At 72.9% G+C, this 18,313-nt stretch carries 21 protein-coding genes; 13 read left to right on the top strand and 8 right to left on the bottom strand.

The features are described 5' to 3' along the window. Positions 1-314, top strand: a 314-nt coding sequence (gene fdxA, locus RIM90_RS15930; RefSeq protein WP_309061365.1) for a ferredoxin, incomplete at its 5' end; no start/stop codon positions are given. Positions 315-460: 146 nt separating this feature from the next. Further along, entirely contained in the window at positions 461-1,558 is a 1,098-nt protein-coding gene (locus RIM90_RS15925) for a bifunctional succinyldiaminopimelate transaminase/glutamate-prephenate aminotransferase (protein WP_309061364.1), read from the top strand. Between the two features lie 118 nt (positions 1,559-1,676). Here RIM90_RS15925 and RIM90_RS15920 read toward each other — a convergent pair whose 3' ends face one another. Both RIM90_RS15920 and RIM90_RS15915 read right to left on the bottom strand, forming a co-directional pair. Continuing rightward, the gene (locus RIM90_RS15920; RefSeq protein ID WP_309061363.1) at positions 1,677-2,024 is read right to left on the bottom strand and encodes an ATP-binding protein; all 348 of its coding nucleotides are present in this window, start codon (positions 2,022-2,024) and stop codon (positions 1,677-1,679) included. Positions 2,025-2,359: 335 nt separating this feature from the next. After that, complete coding sequence (locus RIM90_RS15915) at positions 2,360-3,334, bottom strand: heavy metal transporter (protein WP_309061362.1); 975 nt, start codon at positions 3,332-3,334, stop codon at positions 2,360-2,362. A gap of 83 nt (positions 3,335-3,417) precedes the next feature. On the opposite strand from RIM90_RS15915, the gene dapE reads away from it, so the two are divergent. Continuing rightward, positions 3,418-4,497, top strand: a complete 1,080-nt coding sequence (gene dapE, locus RIM90_RS15910) for a succinyl-diaminopimelate desuccinylase (RefSeq protein WP_309061361.1) — start codon at positions 3,418-3,420, stop codon at positions 4,495-4,497. Positions 4,498-4,654: 157 nt separating this feature from the next. Continuing rightward, positions 4,655-5,413 carry a TIGR00730 family Rossman fold protein gene (locus RIM90_RS15905; RefSeq protein WP_309061360.1) on the top strand — a complete coding sequence of 253 codons (759 nt, stop codon included), beginning with the start codon at positions 4,655-4,657 and terminating at the stop codon, positions 5,411-5,413. A 119-nt stretch (positions 5,414-5,532) separates the two neighbouring features. Here the strand turns inward: RIM90_RS15905 and folP are convergent, their stop codons facing one another. Continuing rightward, positions 5,533-6,393 (bottom strand): dihydropteroate synthase, encoded by an 861-nt coding sequence (folP, locus tag RIM90_RS15900; RefSeq protein WP_309061359.1) that lies wholly within the window; start codon positions 6,391-6,393, stop codon positions 5,533-5,535. A 133-nt stretch (positions 6,394-6,526) separates the two neighbouring features. Between folP and RIM90_RS15895 the strand changes: the two genes are divergently transcribed. Together RIM90_RS15895 and RIM90_RS15890 are read left to right on the top strand one after the other, a co-directional pair. Continuing rightward, positions 6,527-6,889, top strand: a complete 363-nt coding sequence (locus tag RIM90_RS15895; RefSeq protein ID WP_309061358.1) for a DivIVA domain-containing protein — start codon at positions 6,527-6,529, stop codon at positions 6,887-6,889. Then, a complete protein-coding gene (locus RIM90_RS15890) occupies positions 6,886-7,470 on the top strand; it encodes a DNA-3-methyladenine glycosylase I (protein WP_309061357.1) in 585 nt (194 codons plus the stop codon). The genes RIM90_RS15895 and RIM90_RS15890 overlap by 4 nt, the downstream gene beginning before the upstream one ends. A 27-nt stretch (positions 7,471-7,497) precedes the next feature. Here the strand turns inward: RIM90_RS15890 and RIM90_RS15885 are convergent, their stop codons facing one another. Next, on the bottom strand, positions 7,498-8,301 hold the full coding sequence (locus RIM90_RS15885; protein ID WP_309061356.1) for an enoyl-CoA hydratase-related protein: 804 nt from the start codon (positions 8,299-8,301) through the stop codon (positions 7,498-7,500). 66 nt (positions 8,302-8,367) lie between these two features. Here RIM90_RS15885 and RIM90_RS15880 point away from each other — a divergent pair, with 66 nt between their 5' ends. Together RIM90_RS15880 and RIM90_RS15875 are read left to right on the top strand one after the other, a co-directional pair. Further along, entirely contained in the window at positions 8,368-8,532 is a 165-nt protein-coding gene (locus RIM90_RS15880) for a hypothetical protein (RefSeq protein ID WP_309061355.1), read from the top strand. Positions 8,533-8,682: 150 nt separating this feature from the next. Further along, entirely contained in the window at positions 8,683-8,850 is a 168-nt protein-coding gene (locus RIM90_RS15875; protein WP_003966491.1) for a DUF3117 domain-containing protein, read from the top strand. 115 nt (positions 8,851-8,965) lie between these two features. Here the strand turns inward: RIM90_RS15875 and RIM90_RS15870 are convergent, their stop codons facing one another. Further along, positions 8,966-9,640, bottom strand: a complete 675-nt coding sequence (locus RIM90_RS15870; protein ID WP_309061367.1) for an O-methyltransferase — start codon at positions 9,638-9,640, stop codon at positions 8,966-8,968. A gap of 259 nt (positions 9,641-9,899) precedes the next feature. On the opposite strand from RIM90_RS15870, the gene sigE reads away from it, so the two are divergent. The 5 genes from sigE (at position 9,900) to RIM90_RS15845 (ending at position 15,093) form a co-directional block, all read left to right on the top strand. Beyond that, the gene (sigE, locus tag RIM90_RS15865) at positions 9,900-10,598 is read left to right on the top strand and encodes an RNA polymerase sigma factor SigE (protein ID WP_159538966.1); all 699 of its coding nucleotides are present in this window, start codon (positions 9,900-9,902) and stop codon (positions 10,596-10,598) included. A 71-nt stretch (positions 10,599-10,669) separates the two neighbouring features. Next, a complete protein-coding gene (locus RIM90_RS15860; protein ID WP_309061366.1) occupies positions 10,670-11,584 on the top strand; it encodes a zf-HC2 domain-containing protein in 915 nt (304 codons plus the stop codon). 169 nt (positions 11,585-11,753) lie between these two features. Then, positions 11,754-13,505: a trypsin-like peptidase domain-containing protein gene (locus tag RIM90_RS15855; protein WP_309061354.1), complete on the top strand. Its 1,752-nt coding sequence runs from the start codon at positions 11,754-11,756 to the stop codon at positions 13,503-13,505. Positions 13,506-13,688: 183 nt separating this feature from the next. Beyond that, positions 13,689-14,141, top strand: a complete 453-nt coding sequence (locus tag RIM90_RS15850; RefSeq protein ID WP_309061353.1) for a sec-independent translocase — start codon at positions 13,689-13,691, stop codon at positions 14,139-14,141. A 271-nt stretch (positions 14,142-14,412) separates the two neighbouring features. Then, the gene (locus RIM90_RS15845; protein ID WP_309061352.1) at positions 14,413-15,093 is read left to right on the top strand and encodes a hypothetical protein; all 681 of its coding nucleotides are present in this window, start codon (positions 14,413-14,415) and stop codon (positions 15,091-15,093) included. Between the two features lie 78 nt (positions 15,094-15,171). Here the strand turns inward: RIM90_RS15845 and RIM90_RS15840 are convergent, their stop codons facing one another. The 3 genes from RIM90_RS15840 to RIM90_RS15830 are packed head-to-tail and all read right to left on the bottom strand — an operon-like array spanning position 15,172 to position 18,230. Beyond that, a complete protein-coding gene (locus tag RIM90_RS15840) occupies positions 15,172-16,305 on the bottom strand; it encodes an Mrp/NBP35 family ATP-binding protein (protein ID WP_309061351.1) in 1,134 nt (377 codons plus the stop codon). Between the two features lie 43 nt (positions 16,306-16,348). Continuing rightward, positions 16,349-16,957: a DUF1003 domain-containing protein gene (locus RIM90_RS15835; protein WP_309061350.1), complete on the bottom strand. Its 609-nt coding sequence runs from the start codon at positions 16,955-16,957 to the stop codon at positions 16,349-16,351. Next, positions 16,947-18,230 carry a magnesium transporter MgtE N-terminal domain-containing protein gene (locus RIM90_RS15830; protein WP_309061349.1) on the bottom strand — a complete coding sequence of 428 codons (1,284 nt, stop codon included), beginning with the start codon at positions 18,228-18,230 and terminating at the stop codon, positions 16,947-16,949. The genes RIM90_RS15835 and RIM90_RS15830 overlap by 11 nt, the downstream gene beginning before the upstream one ends. Between the last annotated feature and the right edge of the window lie 83 nt (positions 18,231-18,313).

Genomic DNA, 18,313 nt, shown 5'->3' with positions numbered 1-18,313 from the left:
CCTACGTCATCGCGCAGCCTTGTGTCGACGTGAAGGACAAGGCGTGCATCGAGGAGTGCCCGGTCGACTGCATCTACGAGGGCCAGCGGTCCTTGTACATCCACCCGGACGAATGCGTCGACTGCGGGGCCTGTGAGCCGGTCTGCCCGGTCGAGGCCATCTTCTACGAGGACGACACTCCGGAGGAGTGGAAGGACTACTACAAGGCGAACGTCGAGTTCTTCGACGAGCTCGGCTCTCCCGGCGGCGCCAGCAAGCTGGGGCTGATCGAGCGCGACCACCCCTTCATCGCCGCGCTTCCGCCGCAGGCCTAGTCACCCCGCGAGCGGCCCGCACACTTCGTGCCGCCTCGGTCCCGTACGGCCCGATCAGCCCGATCGCCGCACGGGACCGAGGCGTTTGCCGTACCGGGCCGCACCGGCGCCGTACCCGTGCCGCACCAGAAAGTGAGCCCGTACCCGTGTCCGCAGTGTCCGACCGGCTGCCCACCTTCCCCTGGGACAAGCTGGAGCCCTACAAGAAGACGGCCGCCGCGCACCCCGACGGCATCGTCGACCTCTCGGTCGGCACCCCCGTCGACCCGGTTCCCGAGCCGATCCAGAAGGCCCTGATCGCCGCGGCGGACTCCCCGGGCTACCCCACCGTCTGGGGCACCCCGGAGCTGCGGGACGCGATCACCCGCTGGGTGGAGCGCCGCCTGGGCGCCCGCGGGATCACCCACCGCCACGTCCTGCCGATCGTCGGCTCCAAGGAACTGGTCGCCTGGCTCCCCACCCAGCTGGGCCTCGGCCCCGGCGACAAGGTCGCCTTCCCGCGGCTGGCCTACCCGACGTACGAGGTCGGCGCCCGCCTGGCCCGCGCGGAGCACGTGGCGTACGACGATCCGACCGAGCTGGACCCGGCGGACCTGAAGCTGCTCTGGCTGAACTCCCCGTCCAACCCCACGGGCCGGGTGCTGTCCAAGGAGGAGCTGACCCGGATCGTCGCCTGGGCCCGCGAGCACGGCGTCCTGGTCCTCTCCGACGAGTGCTACATCGAGCTGGGCTGGGAGGCCGACCCGGTCTCGGTGCTGCACCCGGACGTCAACGGCGGTTCCCACGACGGCATCGTCTCCGTGCACTCCCTGTCCAAGCGCTCCAACCTGGCCGGCTACCGCGCCGCCTTCCTGGCCGGCGACCCGGCGGTGCTCGGTCCGCTGCTGGAGATCCGCAAGCACGGCGGCATGATGACCTCCGCGCCGACGCAGGCGGCCGTGGTGGCGGCCCTGGGCGACGACGAGCACGTCCGCGTCCAGCGCGAGCGCTACGCGGCCCGGCGCACGGCCCTGCGCGGGGCGCTGCTCGGCCACGGCTTCCGCATCGAGCACAGCGAGGCCAGCCTCTACCTGTGGGCGACCCGCGACGAGTCCTGCTGGGACACCGTCGCCCACCTCGCCGAACGCGGCATCCTGGTGGCACCGGGCGACTTCTACGGCCCGGCGGGCGAGCGGTTCGTCCGGGTCGCCCTGACCGCCACGGACGAGCGGGTGCGGGCGGCGGTGGAGCGACTGTCCGCGTGACGTGAGCCGCGTGACGCGGCCCGTGTCGCGCGGTCCGTGTGACGCGCCACGGCACACGACGGCCGACGGGGCCCGGGGAACGATCCCCGGGCCCCGCCGGCGTGCCGAGCCGGGCCGGTCAGCCGAGCGGCAGGTCCTGGACCGGCAGGGTCCTCGCCGACGGCACGCCGCCCCGGGTGAGGGACTCGGTCGGCAGCTTCTTCACCACCGGCGCGGTCTTCTCGACGGTCGTGTCGACGGCCGGCACCACCTTGTCGGCGTCCTCCGCGGTCTCGGTGACGCTCTGCGTCACGCTGCTCACGGTGTTGCCGGTCGCCCCGTCCAGGGCGGTCAGCCCGCCGAGGTTCGGGGCGGTCGACAGCTCGGGGGCCGCGCTGGCGGAACCGGCCGCACCGACCCCGGCGGCCGCTCCCGCAGCGACGAGCAGCGCGGCACGGGCGATCCGACGGGTCAGGGGGAGGGACATGGTGCTCCTTCGACGGGAGAGAACGGTGACGTGTCCGGCGGGCCCGGAGCCGATCGACTGGCTTCTGATCTCCGGGCCCGGACGCAGTGACTACCGTTCGACGGCCGGGAAGGTTGCGGCGGGACAACGTAAAGAGTTGGCAATGCGTCGCATTATCGGCTGCGGAGAAAAGGGGGCGAAAAGGACTCGTCCGGACGGTCCGCGGCGGGCTCGTGACAGGGCTCCAGCCCTTTGCCCCCAAGGGTTCTCGCCGATGCGGGGGTGCCCGCGCGGGACCCTTCGCGCGGCGTCAGCGGTCCGCCCCCGCGCATGACGCCTGCGGGTGAGGACCCGTACTACTGCGCGGTCGTGATCCGGACCGCGCCCGCGCCGTCACCCGCGTCCGCGGAGCCCTTGCCGTCGATCGGCTGCCACTGGCTGTCGGTGTTCCCGGCGGTCCATTCGCGCCCGCCGTACGACACCCGCTTTATGTGCAGCTCGGAGGCGTTGGCCACGGCCCAGTGCGCCAGCTGCCAGCCGCGGGCCTCGGCGTCCCGCGAGGCACCGTCGGGTCCGGCGGTGACCGGCAGCGTCACGGTGCCGTCGCCGGAGGCGGGCCGCTCGTCCGGGGAGGACGAGGGCGTCGCCGCCCCGCCCACCTCCGCGCCGGCCGGCTCCAGCACGTCCCGCCCGAAGTCCCGGGCCAGCGCGGCACGCACCGCGTCCGCGCCCGCCGCCCGCGTCGCGGCCGGACGGCCGTCGCAGGTCAGCGTGGCCGCCGAGCGCCCGGTGAGGGCGGCGGCCAGCAGCGTGGCGTCCGGCTCGTGCTTGGCGTACGCCTGCGGGAAACCGCTGCGCTGCACCCGCTGCGCGGCGACGGTGAGCGGCAGCCGGGTGTAGCCCGGCACCTCCACCAGGTGCTCGTAGAACTTCCCCGCCGCGTACGCCGGGTCCATGATCTCCTTCGGCGTGCCCCAGCCCTGCGAGGGCCGCTGCTGGAACAGGCCCAGCGAGTCGCGGTCGCCGTAGTCGATGTTGCGCAGCGCGGACTCCTGCAGCGCGGTCGCCAGCGCGATCGTCACGGCCCGTTCGGGCAGATCGCGCGCGAGGCCCACGGCGGTGATCGTCGCCGCGTTCACCGCCTGCTCGGACGTGAACTCGTACGTCGCTCCGTCGCCCTTGCCGGACACGACCTTGCAGCCCGGCGCGCCCGTGCCCCCGGTGACGTACTGCACCACGAGGTACCCGGCGACCGCGAGCAGCACCACGAAGGCCGCCCCGAAGCGGAAGAGGCGGCCGCGACGCTTGGAAGGAAGGGACGGCTCTGGCACGCGTACAAGGTACTGGAGAGTACGGAGGTGTGTGAGCCGGGTGCGGACAGTGGGCCCGGCCCCGGGGCGTTAGGGTCGACGGCATGGCCGACACCCCGCTTGACCTCACGCTGGACGCCGCGCGCCTGACCGCGCAGCTCGTCGACTTCCCCTCCGAGAGCGGCAACGAGAAGCCGCTCGCGGACGCCATCGAGAGCGCGCTGCGCGCACTGCCGCACCTCACGGTCGACCGGTACGGCAACAACGTCGTGGCCCGCACGCACCTGGGGCGGCCGGAGCGGGTGATCCTCGCCGGCCACATCGACACGGTCCCGATCGCGGACAACCTCCCCTCCCGGCTCGACGGGGACGGCATGCTGTGGGGCTGCGGCACCTGCGACATGAAGGCCGGCGTGGCCGTCCAGCTGCGCATCGCCGCCACGGTCCCCGCCCCCAACCGCGACCTGACCTTCGTCTTCTACGACAACGAGGAGGTCGCCGCCGACCTCAACGGCCTGGGACACGTGGCCGAGGCCCATCCGGAGTGGCTCCGGGGCGACTTCGCGGTGCTGCTGGAGCCCTCCGACGGCCAGGTCGAGGGCGGCTGCCAGGGCACGCTGCGGGTGCTGCTGAGGACCGAGGGCGAGCGGGCCCACTCCGCGCGCGGCTGGATGGGCTCCAACGCCATCCACGCGGCGGCCCCGATCCTCGCCCGCCTCGCCTCCTACGAGCCGCGCCGCCCGGTGATCGACGGCCTGGAGTACCGGGAGGGCCTGAACGCGGTCGGCATCCTCGGCGGCGTCGCCGGCAACGTCATCCCCGACGAGTGCGTCGTCACCGTCAACTTCCGCTACGCGCCCGACCGTACGGAGGAGGAGGCGCTGGACCACGTCCGCGAGGTCTTCGCGGACTGCGGCGTCGAGGAGTTCGTGGTCGACGACCACAGCCCCGGCGCCCTGCCCGGCCTGTCCCACCCGGCCGCCGCGGCCTTCATCGAGGCGGTCGGCGGCACCCCGCAGCCCAAGTACGGCTGGACGGACGTCTCCCGCTTCTCGGCGCTCGGTGTCCCCGCGGTCAACTACGGCCCCGGCAACCCCCACTTGGCGCACAAGCGGGACGAACGCGTGGACACCGCGAAGATCCTGGCGGGGGAGGAGCGCCTGCGGACCTGGCTGACGGCGTGAGGCCATCGGCGTTCCCCGGTGTTTGGGACGCTGCTCCGTGGACATGCTGACGTCCCCCGTACGTCACCCGCGTGGATCTACGCTGAGGTGGAACGACCTTTCCCCGGGCTCCCGGCTCCGCCGGAGCAGGGGAGACCCCGACACGGAGGGAGCGCACATGGCTACCGGTAACCCCGAGGGGAAGCAGCAGCCGCCGGAGGAGAAGCGACTGGGGCCGGTCCTCCGCAGGCGGGACCAGGTGCAGACGAGCACCACCGACCAGCGGCTGCTGGACGAGCGCGCCCCCACGGACTGGGTCCACACCGACCCCTGGCGGGTGCTGCGCATCCAGTCGGAGTTCATCGAGGGCTTCGGCACGCTCGCCGAACTCCCGCCCGCCATCAGCGTCTTCGGCTCGGCCCGCACACCGGTGGACTCGCCGGAGTACGAGGCGGGCGTCCGTCTGGGCCGGGGCCTGGTCGAGGCGGGTTTCGCGGTGATCACCGGCGGCGGGCCCGGGGCCATGGAGGCGGCCAACAAGGGCGCGTGCGAGGCGGGCGGCATCTCGGTCGGCCTGGGCATCGAACTGCCCTTCGAGCAGGGGCTCAATCCCTATGTCGACATCGGCCTGAACTTCCGTTACTTCTTCGTCAGAAAAATGATGTTCGTGAAGTACGCGCAGGGGTTCGTGGTCCTGCCCGGCGGCCTCGGCACCCTCGACGAACTCTTCGAGGCGCTGACCCTCGTCCAGACCCAGAAGGTCACCCGCTTCCCCATCGTCCTCTTCGGCACGGACTACTGGGGCGGGCTGGTCGACTGGCTCCGCCACACGGTCATCGCCCAGGGCAAGGCGGCGGCGAAGGACCTTCACCTCTTCCACGTCACGGACGACGTGGACGAGGCGGTGGCGCTGGTGTCGAAGGAAGCGGGCCGCTAGGAGGGGTTCGCGGCCCGCTTCCCGGCCCACCGGACGGGTGGTGGGGGGCATGGGCCGGGGCCCAGGGGCGGAGCCTCTGGTGGGGGTTCGGGGGGGGCGGTGTCGTAGGGGCGGCGCCCCTACGCCAGCCCCCTCCGCGCGACCGCCGGCGGACGGTGCCCCGCGATCGACGCCACCATGTCCAGCACCTGCCGCGTCTCCGCGACCTCGTGCACCCGGTACACCTGCGCCCCCAGCCACGCCGACACGGCCGTCGTCGCCAGCGTCCCCAGCACCCGCTCCTTCACCGGCTTGTCCAGCGTCTCCCCGACGAAGTCCTTGTTGGACAGCGACACCAGCACCGGCCACCCGGTGGCGACCATCTCGTCCAGCCGCCGCGTCGCCTCCAGGCTGTGCCGCGTGTTCTTCCCGAAGTCGTGCCCGGGGTCGATCAGCACCGACTCCCTCGGCACCCCGAGGGCCACCGCCCGCTCCGCCAGCCCCACGGTCACGTCGAGGATGTCGGCCATGACGTCCTCGTACGCCACCCGGTGCGGCCGGGTCCGCGGCTCGGCGCCGCCCGCGTGGGTGCACACCAGCCCGGCGCCGTACCGCGCGGCGACCTCCGCGAGCCGCGGATCGACCCCGCCCCAGGCGTCGTTCAGCAGATCCGCCCCCGCCTCGCACACGGCCTCGCCGACCTCGTGCCGCCAGGTGTCCACGCTGATCACGACGTCCGGGAACCGCCGCCGCACCTCCGCGACGAAGCCGACGGTCCGCCGCGCCTCCTCCTCGGCCGTGACCTCCTCGCCCGGCCCGGCCTTCACCCCGCCGACGTCGATGATCGCGGCGCCCTCCGCCACGGCCTGCTCCACGCGCGCGAGGGCGGGCTCGTCGCGGAACGTCGCGCCCTGGTCGTAGAAGGAGTCCGGGGTCCGGTTCACGATCGCCATGATCACCGGCTCGTGCGGCTCGAATTCCCGCCTGCCCAGCCTGAGCATCCCCTGTGACCTCTCCTCGTACGTCCCGTCTGCGGCGGTCCGTGACCGCCTGTGACCCTGACTGTCAGACTCGCATGGCACGATCGGAGCCACACATCCGACTCCGACTCATCCGACCGTGGGGGCCCCGGCGATGGTTATGTTCCTCTTCCTGGTCGTCGCGCTCGCCGTCGTGGTCACCGCGGTGACCCTCGCCGTGGTGGGCGGCGGCGAGAACGGCCCGCTGCCCGAGGCGGCACCCGAACGGCTCCTGGACTCCCTGCCGCCGGACCGCCCGGTCAACCGCGCGGACGTGGACGGCCTGCGCTTCCCGCTCGCCGCGCGCGGCTACCGGATGGCGGACGTGGACGACGCCCTCGGCCGTCTCGGCGCCGAGCTCGCCGAGCGCGACGCCCGCATCGCCGACCTGGAAGCCGCGCTGGCCGGCGCCCGGGCCGCCGCGGCCCACGTCTCCATGGACAAGCCCGCCCCGCGCGAGAAGGGGGAGCAGCCGTGAGCGACGGCGCCGCGCTCGCCGGCCCGGACGGTGTCCCGCGCTGTCCCTGGGCCCTGTCCACGCCGGACTACGCCCCGTACCACGACGAGGAGTGGGGCCGCCCGGTCCACGGCGACGACGCCCTCTTCGAACGCCTCAGCCTGGAGGCGTTCCAGTCCGGCCTGTCCTGGATCACCATCCTGCGCCGCCGCCCCGGCTTCCGGGCCGCCTTCGCCGACTTCGAGATCGCCGCGGTCGCGGAGTTCACCGACGCGGACCGCGAGCGCCTGCTGGCCGACACCGGCATCATCCGCAACCGCGCCAAGATCGACGCGACCCTCGCCAACGCGCGCGTGCTGGCCGCGTGGGCGCCCGGCGACCTCGACGCCCTGATCTGGTCGCACGCCCCCGACCCGGCGGGCCGGCCGGTCCCGAAGACCCTCGCCGACGTCCCCGCGGTGACCCCGGAGTCGACGGCCCTGTCCAAGGCCCTGAAGAAGCGCGGCCTGCGCTTCGTCGGCCCCACCACGGCGTACGCCCTGATGCAGGCCTGCGGACTGGTCGACGACCACCTGGAGGACTGCGTGGCCAGACGGCGCTGAGCCGCCCGGCGCCGCACGGGTCCCGGCTCAGCGGCCCAGGTACTTCGGCCTCTCCTTGTTCACGAACGCCTGCACCGCGATCATGTGGTCCTCCGAGGAGCCCGCCCGGGTCTGGAGCTCGTCCTCCTTCTCCAGCGCCTCCTCCAGGGAGTGGCTGAGCCCGAACGCCACGGACTCCTTCAGCGCCGCGTACGCCAACGTCGGCCCCTCGGCCAGGGTCCGCGCCACCTTCTCCGCCTCCGCGCGCAGCTCCGCCGCCGGGACCACCCGGTTCGCGATCCCCAGCTCGTACGCCTCCTGGGCCGGGATGCTGCGCGGGAAGAGCAGCAGGTCGGTGGCGCGCCCGGGGCCGATCACCCGCGGCAGCGTCCAGGAGATCCCGGAGTCGGCGGTCAGCGCGACCCCGGCGAACGAGGTGTTGAAGGCCGCCGTGTCCGCGACGATCCGGTAGTCCGCCGCCAGCGCGAAGCCGAAGCCCGCGCCCGCCGCGACCCCGTTCACCGCCGCGACCACCGGCTTCGCGGCCCCGGCCAGCGCCTTCACGATCGGGTTGTAGTGCTCGCGCACCGTGCTCATCGTCCGGCCCGAGCCGTCCTCCCGGTCGGCGGCCAGCAGCCCGATGTGCTCCTTGAGGTCCTGCCCGACGCAGAACGCCCGGTCACCGGCCGCGGTCAGCAGCACGGCCCGTACGGCGTCGTCGTCCGCGGCGGAACGGACCGCGTCGCGGAGAGCGACCTTCGTCGCGACGTTCAGCGCGTTCATCGCCTCCGGGCGGTTCAGCGTGATCGTCGCGAGTCCGTCGCTCACCTCGTAGAGCACGGTGTCGGCCATGGTGTTTCCCCTCCGTGTGGCGGAATCGGGACGTACCGGCGAGTACGTTCCTGTCTGCAGGACAGCATGACGGAGATCACCGGCAGTGGAATGCGGGCGGTATGTGACCTGCGTCAAAGAATTCCTGTCCGTTTTCGTTCGACGGAACTCAGTGCGGCGCCGGAGTATCGCAACCACATCGCCGAATTGGGTGGTTTTGCTCGCGTGCGTTGCCCAAGCGATGCCGACTGATGTTGGTCATCGGGTCCTGAGATGCGGGATAATGGCCTGGAAGCAATGTGTTCGATGCCGGTGGCGTGTGTCCTGCTTCAAGGACCGCAGGTGCCCTTCAGTGGGCCGTCGGCTAGACGGTTGAGCTGGGTTTCAGGAAGGGGAACGAGCATGGCGGCCATGAAGCCGCGGACGGGTGATGGCCCGCTCGAGGTGACCAAGGAGGGGCGGGGCATCGTCATGCGCGTTCCGCTCGAAGGCGGCGGTCGGCTCGTCGTCGAGCTGACCCCGGACGAGGCCGACGCGCTCGGCGACGCCCTCAAGAAGGTCGTCGGCTGACGCGCAAGCGACCATACCCTTTCAGCCGCCCCGGTGCCGCACACGGCACCGGGGCGGCTGCTTGTGCGGGCGGGACGCCGGCCCGCCGCCACCGCTCCGTCGCCACCGCGCCCCGCTACCGCTTCACCACGCAGAGGAGTCCGTCCCCCACGGGCAGCAGCGACGACACCAGCTCCTGGCTCTCGCGCACGGCCCGCACCAGCTCCCGCAGCCGCAGCACCTCCGTCGGCTGCGGTCCGGAGTCCACCGTGCGCCCGTTCGCGAAGACGCCCTCGAAGGCGACCAGGCCTCCGGGACGCAGCAGGCGCAACGATTCAGCGAGATAGTCCTGGTACTCCAGCCGGTCGCCGTCGCAGAAGACCAGGTCGTAGCCGGCGTCCGCGAGGCGGGGCAGGACGTCCAGGGCGCGGCCCGGGATGAAGCGGGCCCGGTTGCCGGCGAACCCGGCGGTGCGGAAGGCCTGGCGGGCGGACTGCTGGTGCTCCGGCTCCTGGTCGACCGTGGTCAGCACCCCGTCCGGCCGCATCCCGTGCAGCAGATGGATCCCGGAGACGCCGCAGCCGGTGCCGATCTCCGCGACCGCCTTGGCGTCCACGCTGGCGGCGAGCAACCGCAGGGCCGCGCCCGTGCCGGGCGACACCGAGCGCAGCCCCGCGTCGCGGGCCCGGTCCCGGGCCCAGTGCAGCGCTTCGTCCTCGGCGACATAGGCGTCGGCGAACGCCCAGCTCGTCTGCCGGTTGGCGGTAATGACCCTCTCCTGTCCCCATGGTTGCCTGCTGCGTGACTGTATCCGTTGGCGTCGGGAACCCGCAGATGGGACCGGTCGTTTAAAGGGGTGACCAAGTGGCGTGCGCCGTGACGGGGGACGGACAGTGGACGAGGACGCCGAGCAAGTGCTGACGCAGTCGTACGACCCGTGGCAGCCCAGATCAAATTCTCGTAAAACCGCTTATCCGGAGCTAACGGGCGAGGTGGCTATGGTAGGGGCTCCACTGGACACCACCAGAGCCGACAGGGGAGGTGCGGCTGCGCCTGTGGATCGCGGAGGAGTGCTGCGGCGCTTCCTCGGATCGGCGGGCAGGCCGAAATCCGTGAACGACACCGCTGACCACACCCACGCCGCCGACCGGACCCAGACCGCGACCTTCTCCACCGACGCGGACGGGCAGGCGTGGACTCCGCCCACGTGGGAGGAGATCGTCAGCATGCACAGCGGCCGTGTCTACCGGCTCGCCTACCGCCTCACCGGCAACCAGCACGACGCCGAGGACCTCACGCAGGAGGTCTTCGTGCGCGTCTTCCGCTCCCTGTCGACCTACACGCCGGGCACCTTCGAGGGCTGGCTGCACCGCATCACCACCAACCTCTTCCTGGACATGGTCCGCCGCAAGCAGCGCATCCGCTTCGACGCGCTCGGCGAGGACGCGGCCGAGCGGCTGGCCAGCAAGGAGCCCACGCCCCAGCAGGTGTTCAACGACGCCCACTTCGACGCGGACGTCCAGCAGGCCCTCGACACCCTCGCCCCCGAGTTCCGCGCCGCGGTGGTCCTGTGCGACATCGAGGGCCTGTCGTACGAGGAGATCGCCGCGACCCTCGGCGTCAAGCTCGGCACGGTCCGGTCCCGGATCCACCGCGGCCGTTCCCAGCTGCGCAAGGCCCTCGCGCACCGCTCGCCCCAGGCGCGCGCGGAGCGCCGCTCCTTCGTGCCGCGTGTTCCCGCACTGGGAGGAGGGGGCGCGAGCGCGTGAGCGGTTCACGGCCGAAGTCTTCCGAGGGACACCTCGCAGAGCAGCACCTGGGAGACCGACTCTCCGCCCTGGTGGACGGAGAGCTCGGTCATGACGCGCGCGAGCGCGTACTGGCGCACGTGGCCACCTGCGCGAAGTGCAGGGCGGAGGTGGACGCACAGCGCCGTCTGAAGAACGTCTTCGCACAGGCGGCTCCACCGCCCCCCTCCGAGAGCTTCCTGGCCCGCCTCCAGGGGCTCCCGGCCGGGGGTGACCTCGGCGGCGGCCCGCCGCTGGACGGGGGAGGGCCGCCGGGCGACGCGTCCGGGCGGTTCGGCACGGCCTCCGGTGCCTTCGGGACCAGGCGGAGCGAGCGCTTCGAGTTCGCGTACGCGCCGGCGCGGCGGCACGCCCCCGCACTGGCGCCGTCCCCGGCGGGCCGAGCGGGCCGGGGCTTCCCCGTCCATGACGCCGGCCGCCACGAGACGACCGACCGGCCGTCCTCGCGCGGGCTGCGGTTCGCGTTCGTCGCCGCCGGGGCGGTGTCACTGGCCGCGATCGCGCTCGGCGGGGTCACCACGAGCACGCCCACCGACACGGAGGCGCGCGGCTCGGGGAAGGGCAGCAATGTGACGCCGATGCGCACCCAGGGCACGGGCCCGGCGACGGCGCCCGAGCAGCGGCGCCGCGGCGTCGGACCGCTGCTCGGTCAGATGCAGGGCCAGAGCGCCCTCGGGGACACCTCGGCCGCCCCGACCGCGGTCTCCGCGCCGCTGCTGCCCGGAGTCCCGCCGCCCGCCGGCCGCCAGGACACCCTGAGCACACCGATGACGGCCGGTGCCGCCACGGTGCTGTCCCCGCTGATACGACCGCTCAGCTCCGTCCCGCCGCTCGCCCTGACCGCGTGGGCCGGCCCCTCCGGGATCAAGGGCCCCGGTCTCCTCACCCCCGCTCCCGGCACGCCGTCGGCCCCCTCGCCCACCGCCTCCTCCCGCACGGCCCGCTGACCCGTCCCCTGCGCACGGGCGCGCGAACCTGATTGAATCCAGGTGGCGCGCCCAGGCCCACGCAGCCGGGTGCCGAGCCAGGTTCCGGCGCGGAGGCGAACGGAGCCACGGAGCCGACGATCCGCGGCCACCGCCGACGAGCCGTGCCGCGTCCAGCTGTGGGGAGAGCATGAACGAGGGGAAGCCGGGCCCACCGGGGGAAGGGCCGACCGCGCGCCCGGAAGGGCCCGACGGGGACTTCGAGCTGGCACGGCCCGGTCAGGGGCGGGCCGACGCCGGCGACGAGCACGAGGGCGACTACGAGCTGGACCGGCCGCTGCGCGCCGAGGCCGTCTCCGCCGGCACGCCTCCCGCCCCGGACCCGTCCCGGACGCCCGGGGCGCCGGAAGCGCCCGTCGCTTCCGCGGCCCCGGCCGATCCCGCCGCCCCCGCCGCCGAGGCCGAGCGGCCCAGGCCCCTGCACGATCCCGACCCGTACAGCACCCCGCCGTACGGCGAACCGGGCCCCTGGGCGCCCGCGCCGCCGGTGCAGCACCCGGCGGCCACTCCCGCGCACGGCATGGCGATCACGGCACCGCCGCCCGCCCAGGGCACGGTGCCGCACGGCACGCCGCCCGCACCGGCTCCCGCGGCACCGCCCGTCCCCGCCCAGGCGCCGCCGGACCCGTCGGCGCCCTCCGCCCACGCGGACGCCCCGGCATCCCCGTACGCGGACGGCACGGCCCCCGACCCCTGGCGCCGCTACGACCCCTGGGCGGCCGCACCGCTGCAGCAGACCGGGCCTCCGGCGGTCGGCGAGAAGCGGCGGCGCAGGCGGACCAGGAGGGCGCTCCTCGGTGCCGTGCTGGTGTTCGCGCTCGTGTGCGGGGGCGTCGGCGGGATCGTCGGCGCGTACCTGGAGCGCAACGGCGGGGTCGGCACCGTCGAGTTGCCGCAGGCCGGCGAGGAGCCCTCCGGGCGGGCACCGGGCAGTGTCGCCGGCATCGCCGCACAGGCGCTGCCCAGCGTCGTCACCCTGCACGTCAGCGGCTCCGGCGAGGGCGGCACCGGCACCGGCTTCGTGCTCGACACGCGCGGACACATCCTCACCAACGACCACGTCGTGGAGCCCGCCGGGGACGACGGCGAGATCACGGTGACCTTCCACAGCGGCGACACCGCCGAGGCCGCGGTCGTCGGCCGGGACAGCGGCTACGACCTCGCCGTCGTGAAGGTGAAGGGCGTCCGGGGGCTCACCCCCCTGCCCCTCGGCAACTCCGACAACGTGCAGGTCGGCGATCCCGTCGTGGCCATCGGCGCCCCCTTCGACCTGGCCGGCACCGTGACCTCCGGCATCATCAGCGCCAAGGAGCGGCCCATCACCGCGGGTGGCGAGAAGGGCGACGGCAGCGATGTCTCGTACGTCGACGCCCTGCAGACCGACGCGCCGATCAACCCCGGCAACTCCGGCGGCCCCCTGCTCGACGCCCGGGCCCGGGTGATCGGCATCAACTCCGCCATCCGGTCCGCCGACAGCGGCACCGACCTCGACGGCGGCCGGGCCGGCTCCATAGGACTGGGCTTCGCCATCCCGATCAACCAGGGCAAGCGCGTCGCCGAGGAACTGATCAACACCGGCAGGGCGGCCCATCCGGTCATCGGCATCACCCTCGACATGGGCTACACCGGCGACGGCGCCCGCGTCGGCACCAAGGGCAGTGACGGCGGACCCCCGGTCAGCACCGGCGGCCCCGGCGACAGGGCCGGGATCAGGGCCGGCGACGTCATCACGGAGGTCGACGGCCGGCGCGTCCACTCCGGCGAGGAACTCATCGTCAAGATCCGTGCCCACCGGCCCGGCGACCGGCTGGAACTCACCCTGGAGCGGGACGGCGAGGAGCGGAAGGTCTCGCTGGTGCTCGGGTCCTCGGAGGGCGACTGAGACGTACGGCACGGCACGAGAAGGCGAACAGCCCGGAAAAACCGCACGCGTACGCACACTGGTGGCCCTCGGGACGGTACCGGTCGTACGGGATGGCCGGGTACCGTGGACCCGGCCCGGACCACGGAAGACCGCAGACCACCACCGAGGGCCGAGGACCGAAGGCATCGCGAGGAGCTTCAGGTGTTCAATGACATAGGACCGCTCGAGCTGGTGACGCTCATCGTCCTCGCCGTGCTCGTCTTCGGTCCGGACAAGCTCCCCAAGGTCATCCAGGACGTGACGCGCACGATCCGGAAGATCCGGGACTTCTCGGAGAGCGCCAAGCAGGACATCCGGCAGGAGCTGGGACCGGAGTTCAAGGACTTCGAGTTCGAGGACCTCAACCCCAAGACGTTCATCCGCAAGCAGCTGGACAACGACGACCTGGGGCTCAAGGAGATCCGCAACGGATTCGACCTGAAGAAGGAGATGGCCGAGGTCGCGGACGCCGTCCACGGCCGCGACTCCGACTCCTCGTCGTCCTCCTCCTCTTCTTCCTCCTCGGGTTCCTCCGGCGGTCGTGTGGACATGACGAAGAAGCCCGAGAGCCGGGCGGCCGACGCCCGCCCGCCCTTCGACGCGGACGCCACCTGACCCGTGCCCGCGGGGGCCGTCCGAACCGGACCCGCGGGCACCGTCCGAGCCGGGTACGCGGGGCGTACGCCCCGCGTACGTGACGCGTTTCATACTCCACCCGGGCTGCGCACGGCCCGATCCGGACGTCCGTGCGCCCCGCGCGCCGGGCGCTTTCCCTGCCCGTGCCGACAAGATGGCTATGCTGCCGAGTTGTTGTGCGGACCGGACGAGTACGCCCGAAGGGGGGCGGGCCGCTCGGTCCGACGAGAGCGAGGAGGCGTCCGGGCACATGGAGACGACGAGTCGGGCAGTCGCACAGGCGCCGGCCGCGGAGGACGGACCAGGACCACAGGTCCCCTCCGTCCGGCGTGCGGTCGACGGCTATCTGCGTGCGCCCTTCCCCTGGTACGGCCTTGACGAGGCCTTCACGGGACCCCGCTGGCTGATGCAGGTCGGTACGGCGGCCGACGGGGCCGTCGAGCACGGATCGATCGGACACGGCGACGAACCCTCGGTGCGCAGCGAGTACCTGGCCGGGAGCGACCAGGACGCCAAGGAGAGGTTCGCGGTCGTCGTGACCGTGGCCGCCAACCCGGTCCGCCGCAGCGCCGACGGCACCGGTCTGCTGGAGGCCACCTCGGTCTCCTCCGCCGCCTGGCTCGCCGGTGTGGGGCTGCTGTCCTTCACCTGGCCCGGCCAGATGGACCACTCCCTGCGCGACGACTGGCTGGAGCAGCAGACGGAGACCGCCTGGGTCCTCGCGGACGACCTCGACGGATCCGACTGGTCGACGCTGTCCCTGCCCGTGGACGGGGTACCGACGCCGTTCCACTACCGGGAGTCGGAGTTCGGCTGGGTGCTCGCCGGGACCACGCAGGCAGGCGTGCACGTGGGCGCGTACGGCAGGGGCATGAGCGCGTACGGCCTCGGCTTCGCCGTGGTCGAGGACATCGGCGCGTACGCGGCCTGAGCACGGACCCCGAGCACGCCGAAGGGCGCCGCCCGCACGGGCGGCGCCCTTCGGCGTCGCAGCAGCCCCGTGGACCGTCTAGAACTTGTTCCTCGGCGTGATCCCCAGGGACAGTCCCGCAAGGCCCCGCTGCCGGCCGCCCAGCTTCCCGGCGATCGAGCGGAGCGCCGAGCCCGCCGGGGACTCCGGGTCGGTCAGGACGACCGGCCTGCCCTCGTCGCCGCCCTCGCGCAGACGGACGTCGATCGGGATGGAGCCGAGCACCGGGACGTTGGTGCCGGTGGTCCGGGTCAGGCCGTCGGCGACCGTCTGGCCGCCGCCGGTGCCGAAGACGTCGACCATCTCGCCGCAGTGCGGGCAGGGCAGCCCGGACATGTTCTCGACCACGCCGACGATCTTCTGGTGGGTCTGCACGGCGATGGAACCCGCCCGCTCGGCCACCTCGGCCGCCGCCTGCTGGGGCGTGGTGACGACCAGGATCTCGGCGTTCGGGACCAGCTGGGCGACGGAGATCGCGATGTCGCCGGTGCCGGGCGGCAGGTCGAGCAGCAGCACGTCCAGGTCGCCCCAGTACACGTCCGCCAGGAACTGCTGGAGCGCGCGGTGCAGCATCGGGCCGCGCCACACCACCGGCGCGTTGCCCGGGGTGAACATGCCGATGGAGATGACCTTCACGCCGTTCGCCGACGGCGGCATGATCATGTTCTCGACCTGGGTCGGACGTCCGTCGGCGCCCAGCATGCGCGGCACCGAGTGGCCGTAGATGTCGGCGTCCACGACACCGACCTTCAGACCGTCGGCCGCCATCGCCGCCGCCAGGTTCACCGTCACCGACGACTTGCCCACGCCGCCCTTGCCGGAGGCGACCGCGTACACCCGGGTCAGGCTGCCCGGCTTGGCGAACGGCACCTCGCGCTCGGCCTGGCCGCCGCGCAGGGCACTGGCCAGCTCCTTGCGCTGCTCGTCGCTCATGACGTCCAGCGTGACGTCGACACGCGTGACGCCCTCGACCCGGGAGACCGCGTCCGTCACGCGCTGCGTGATCGTGTCCCGCATGGGACAGCCGGAAACCGTCAGGTACACGGTGACCGCGACCGCCCCGTCCGCGCCGATCTCCACCGATTTGACCATGCCGAGCTCGGTGATCGGCCGGTTGATCTCGGGGTCGTTCACCGTCGCCAGTGCCTCGCGCACCGCGTCTTCCGTAGCCATAGAGACGATGGTACGGCGCCGGGTGCACCCGCCGGTAAGTCCGTCACCGGTCGTCTGCGTCACGTTCCGGTGGCCGTTCCGCCCGCATCGCCGGGAGGGAACCGTGAGGGTCCTTGTGCCCGTTCTGCCGCTCCTCCAGTTCCTTGACCACGTCCTGGAGCTCCGAGCGGATCCAGTCCCGCGTGGCCACCTCCCCGAGCCCGATGCGCAGGGCGGCGATCTCCCGGGTCAGATACTCGGTGTCCGCGATCGACCGCTCGTTCTGCTTGCGGTCCTGCTCCAGGTTGACCCGGTCGCGGTCGTCCTGCCGGTTCTGCGCGAGCAGGATCAGCGGGGCCGCGTAGGAGGCCTGCAGGGACAGTGCCAGCGTCAGGAAGATGAACGGGTACTCGTCGAAGCGCAGGCTGCGCGGCGCGGACACGTTCCACAGCACCCACACGATGATGACGACCGTCATCCAGACGAGGAACCGCCCGGTGCCGATGAAGCGCGCGATCCGCTCCGAGATCCGCCCGAAGGCCTCCGGGTCCCACTCGGGCAGGAGCCGGCGCCGGGGCGGGCGCGGCTGGTCCAGCCGGGGCGCGCGCGGCCGGCCGGCGGCCGTGGCACCGGCCGGCAGCCGCTCGCGCACCCCTTCGCGCTCAGGAACCATCGGTCACCACCCCCTCGTCGAGGTGGAACTCGGTCTCCCGCCAGTCCTCGGGCAGCATGTGGTCCAGCACGTCGTCCACCGTCACCGCGCCCAGCAGCGCGCCCGCCTCGTCGACCACGGGCGCCGCCACCATGTCGTACGCGGCGAAGAACCCGGCGACCACGGGCAGCGCCGCGTCCGGCTCCAGGGGCTGCAGATCGGTGTCCAGGATGGAGCCGACCAGGGTGTACGGGGGATCGCGCAGCAGGCGCTGGAAGTGGACCGTGCCCAGGTACTTGCCGGTGGGGGTCTCCTCGGGCGGGCGGCAGACGTAGATCTGCGCGGCGTGCGCCGGGGAGAGGTCGGGGTTGCGGATGCGGGCGAGGGCGTCGGCGACGGTCGCGTCGGGCCGCAGCACGATCGGCTCGGTCGTCATCAGACCGCCCGCCGTGTGCTCCTCGTACGACATCAGGCGCCGCATGTCGGCCGCGTCGTCGGGCTGCATCAGGCTCAGCAGCCGCTCCTTGTCCGCCTCGGGCAGCTCGCCGAGCAGGTCGGCCGCGTCGTCGGGGTCCATGGCCTCCAGGACGTCGGCGGCGCGCTCCTCCTTCAGCTTGCCGAGGATCTCGATCTGGTCGTCCTCGGGCAGCTCCTCCAGCACGTCGGCCAGCCGGTCGTCGTCGAGGGCGGCGGCGACCTCGGCCCGCCGCTTGGGGGAGAGGTGGTGCAGGACGTTGGCCAGGTCGGCGGGGCGCAGCTGCTCGAAGGTGGCGAGCAGGTTCTCGGCGCCCTGCCCGTGCTCCTCCAGGGAGAAACCGGTGACCGCGGACCACTCGACGGTCAGCGTCTCGCCCTTGCTGCGCCGGAACGCGCCGCCCTTCTTCCCCTTGCGCACGAAGACGCGGTCGATCTCCCATTCGCGGCGGGCCGGCAGCTGATGCACCGACAGGTCCAGGACGGTGACCTCCTCACCGCCGTCCACGAGCGTCACCCGCCGGTCGAGGAGCTCACCGAAGACCAGCCGTTCGGTGGGCCGCTGCTCGAAGCGCCGGACGTTGAGCACGCCGGTGGTGATGACCTGCCCGGCCTGCACGGCGGTCACCCGGTTCATGGGCAGGAAGATACGGCGGCGGGTGGCGAGTTCGACCACCAGCCCGAGCAGTCTCGGCGGACGCCGGCCGACCCGCAGGATGACGACCAGGTCGCGCACGCGTCCCACCTGGTCGCCGGCCGGATCGAAGACGGCGACACCGGAGAGGTGCGAGACGAAGAACCGGGGGGCGCCCGCTGCCATGGCCGCGCCTCCTTTGCGTGCGGGGTGTTTCGTCACGGGGTACTGCCTGCTGCGCTTGTCTTCCGAATTGCCCGCTCGGGTGG

Origin of the sequence: Streptomyces sp., from assembly GCF_031181555.1 — a bacterium.
GTDB classification, from domain to species: Bacteria; Actinomycetota; Actinomycetes; order Streptomycetales; family Streptomycetaceae; genus Streptomyces; species Streptomyces fimbriatus.
This window is presented reverse-complemented; position numbering and strand designations above follow the sequence as displayed.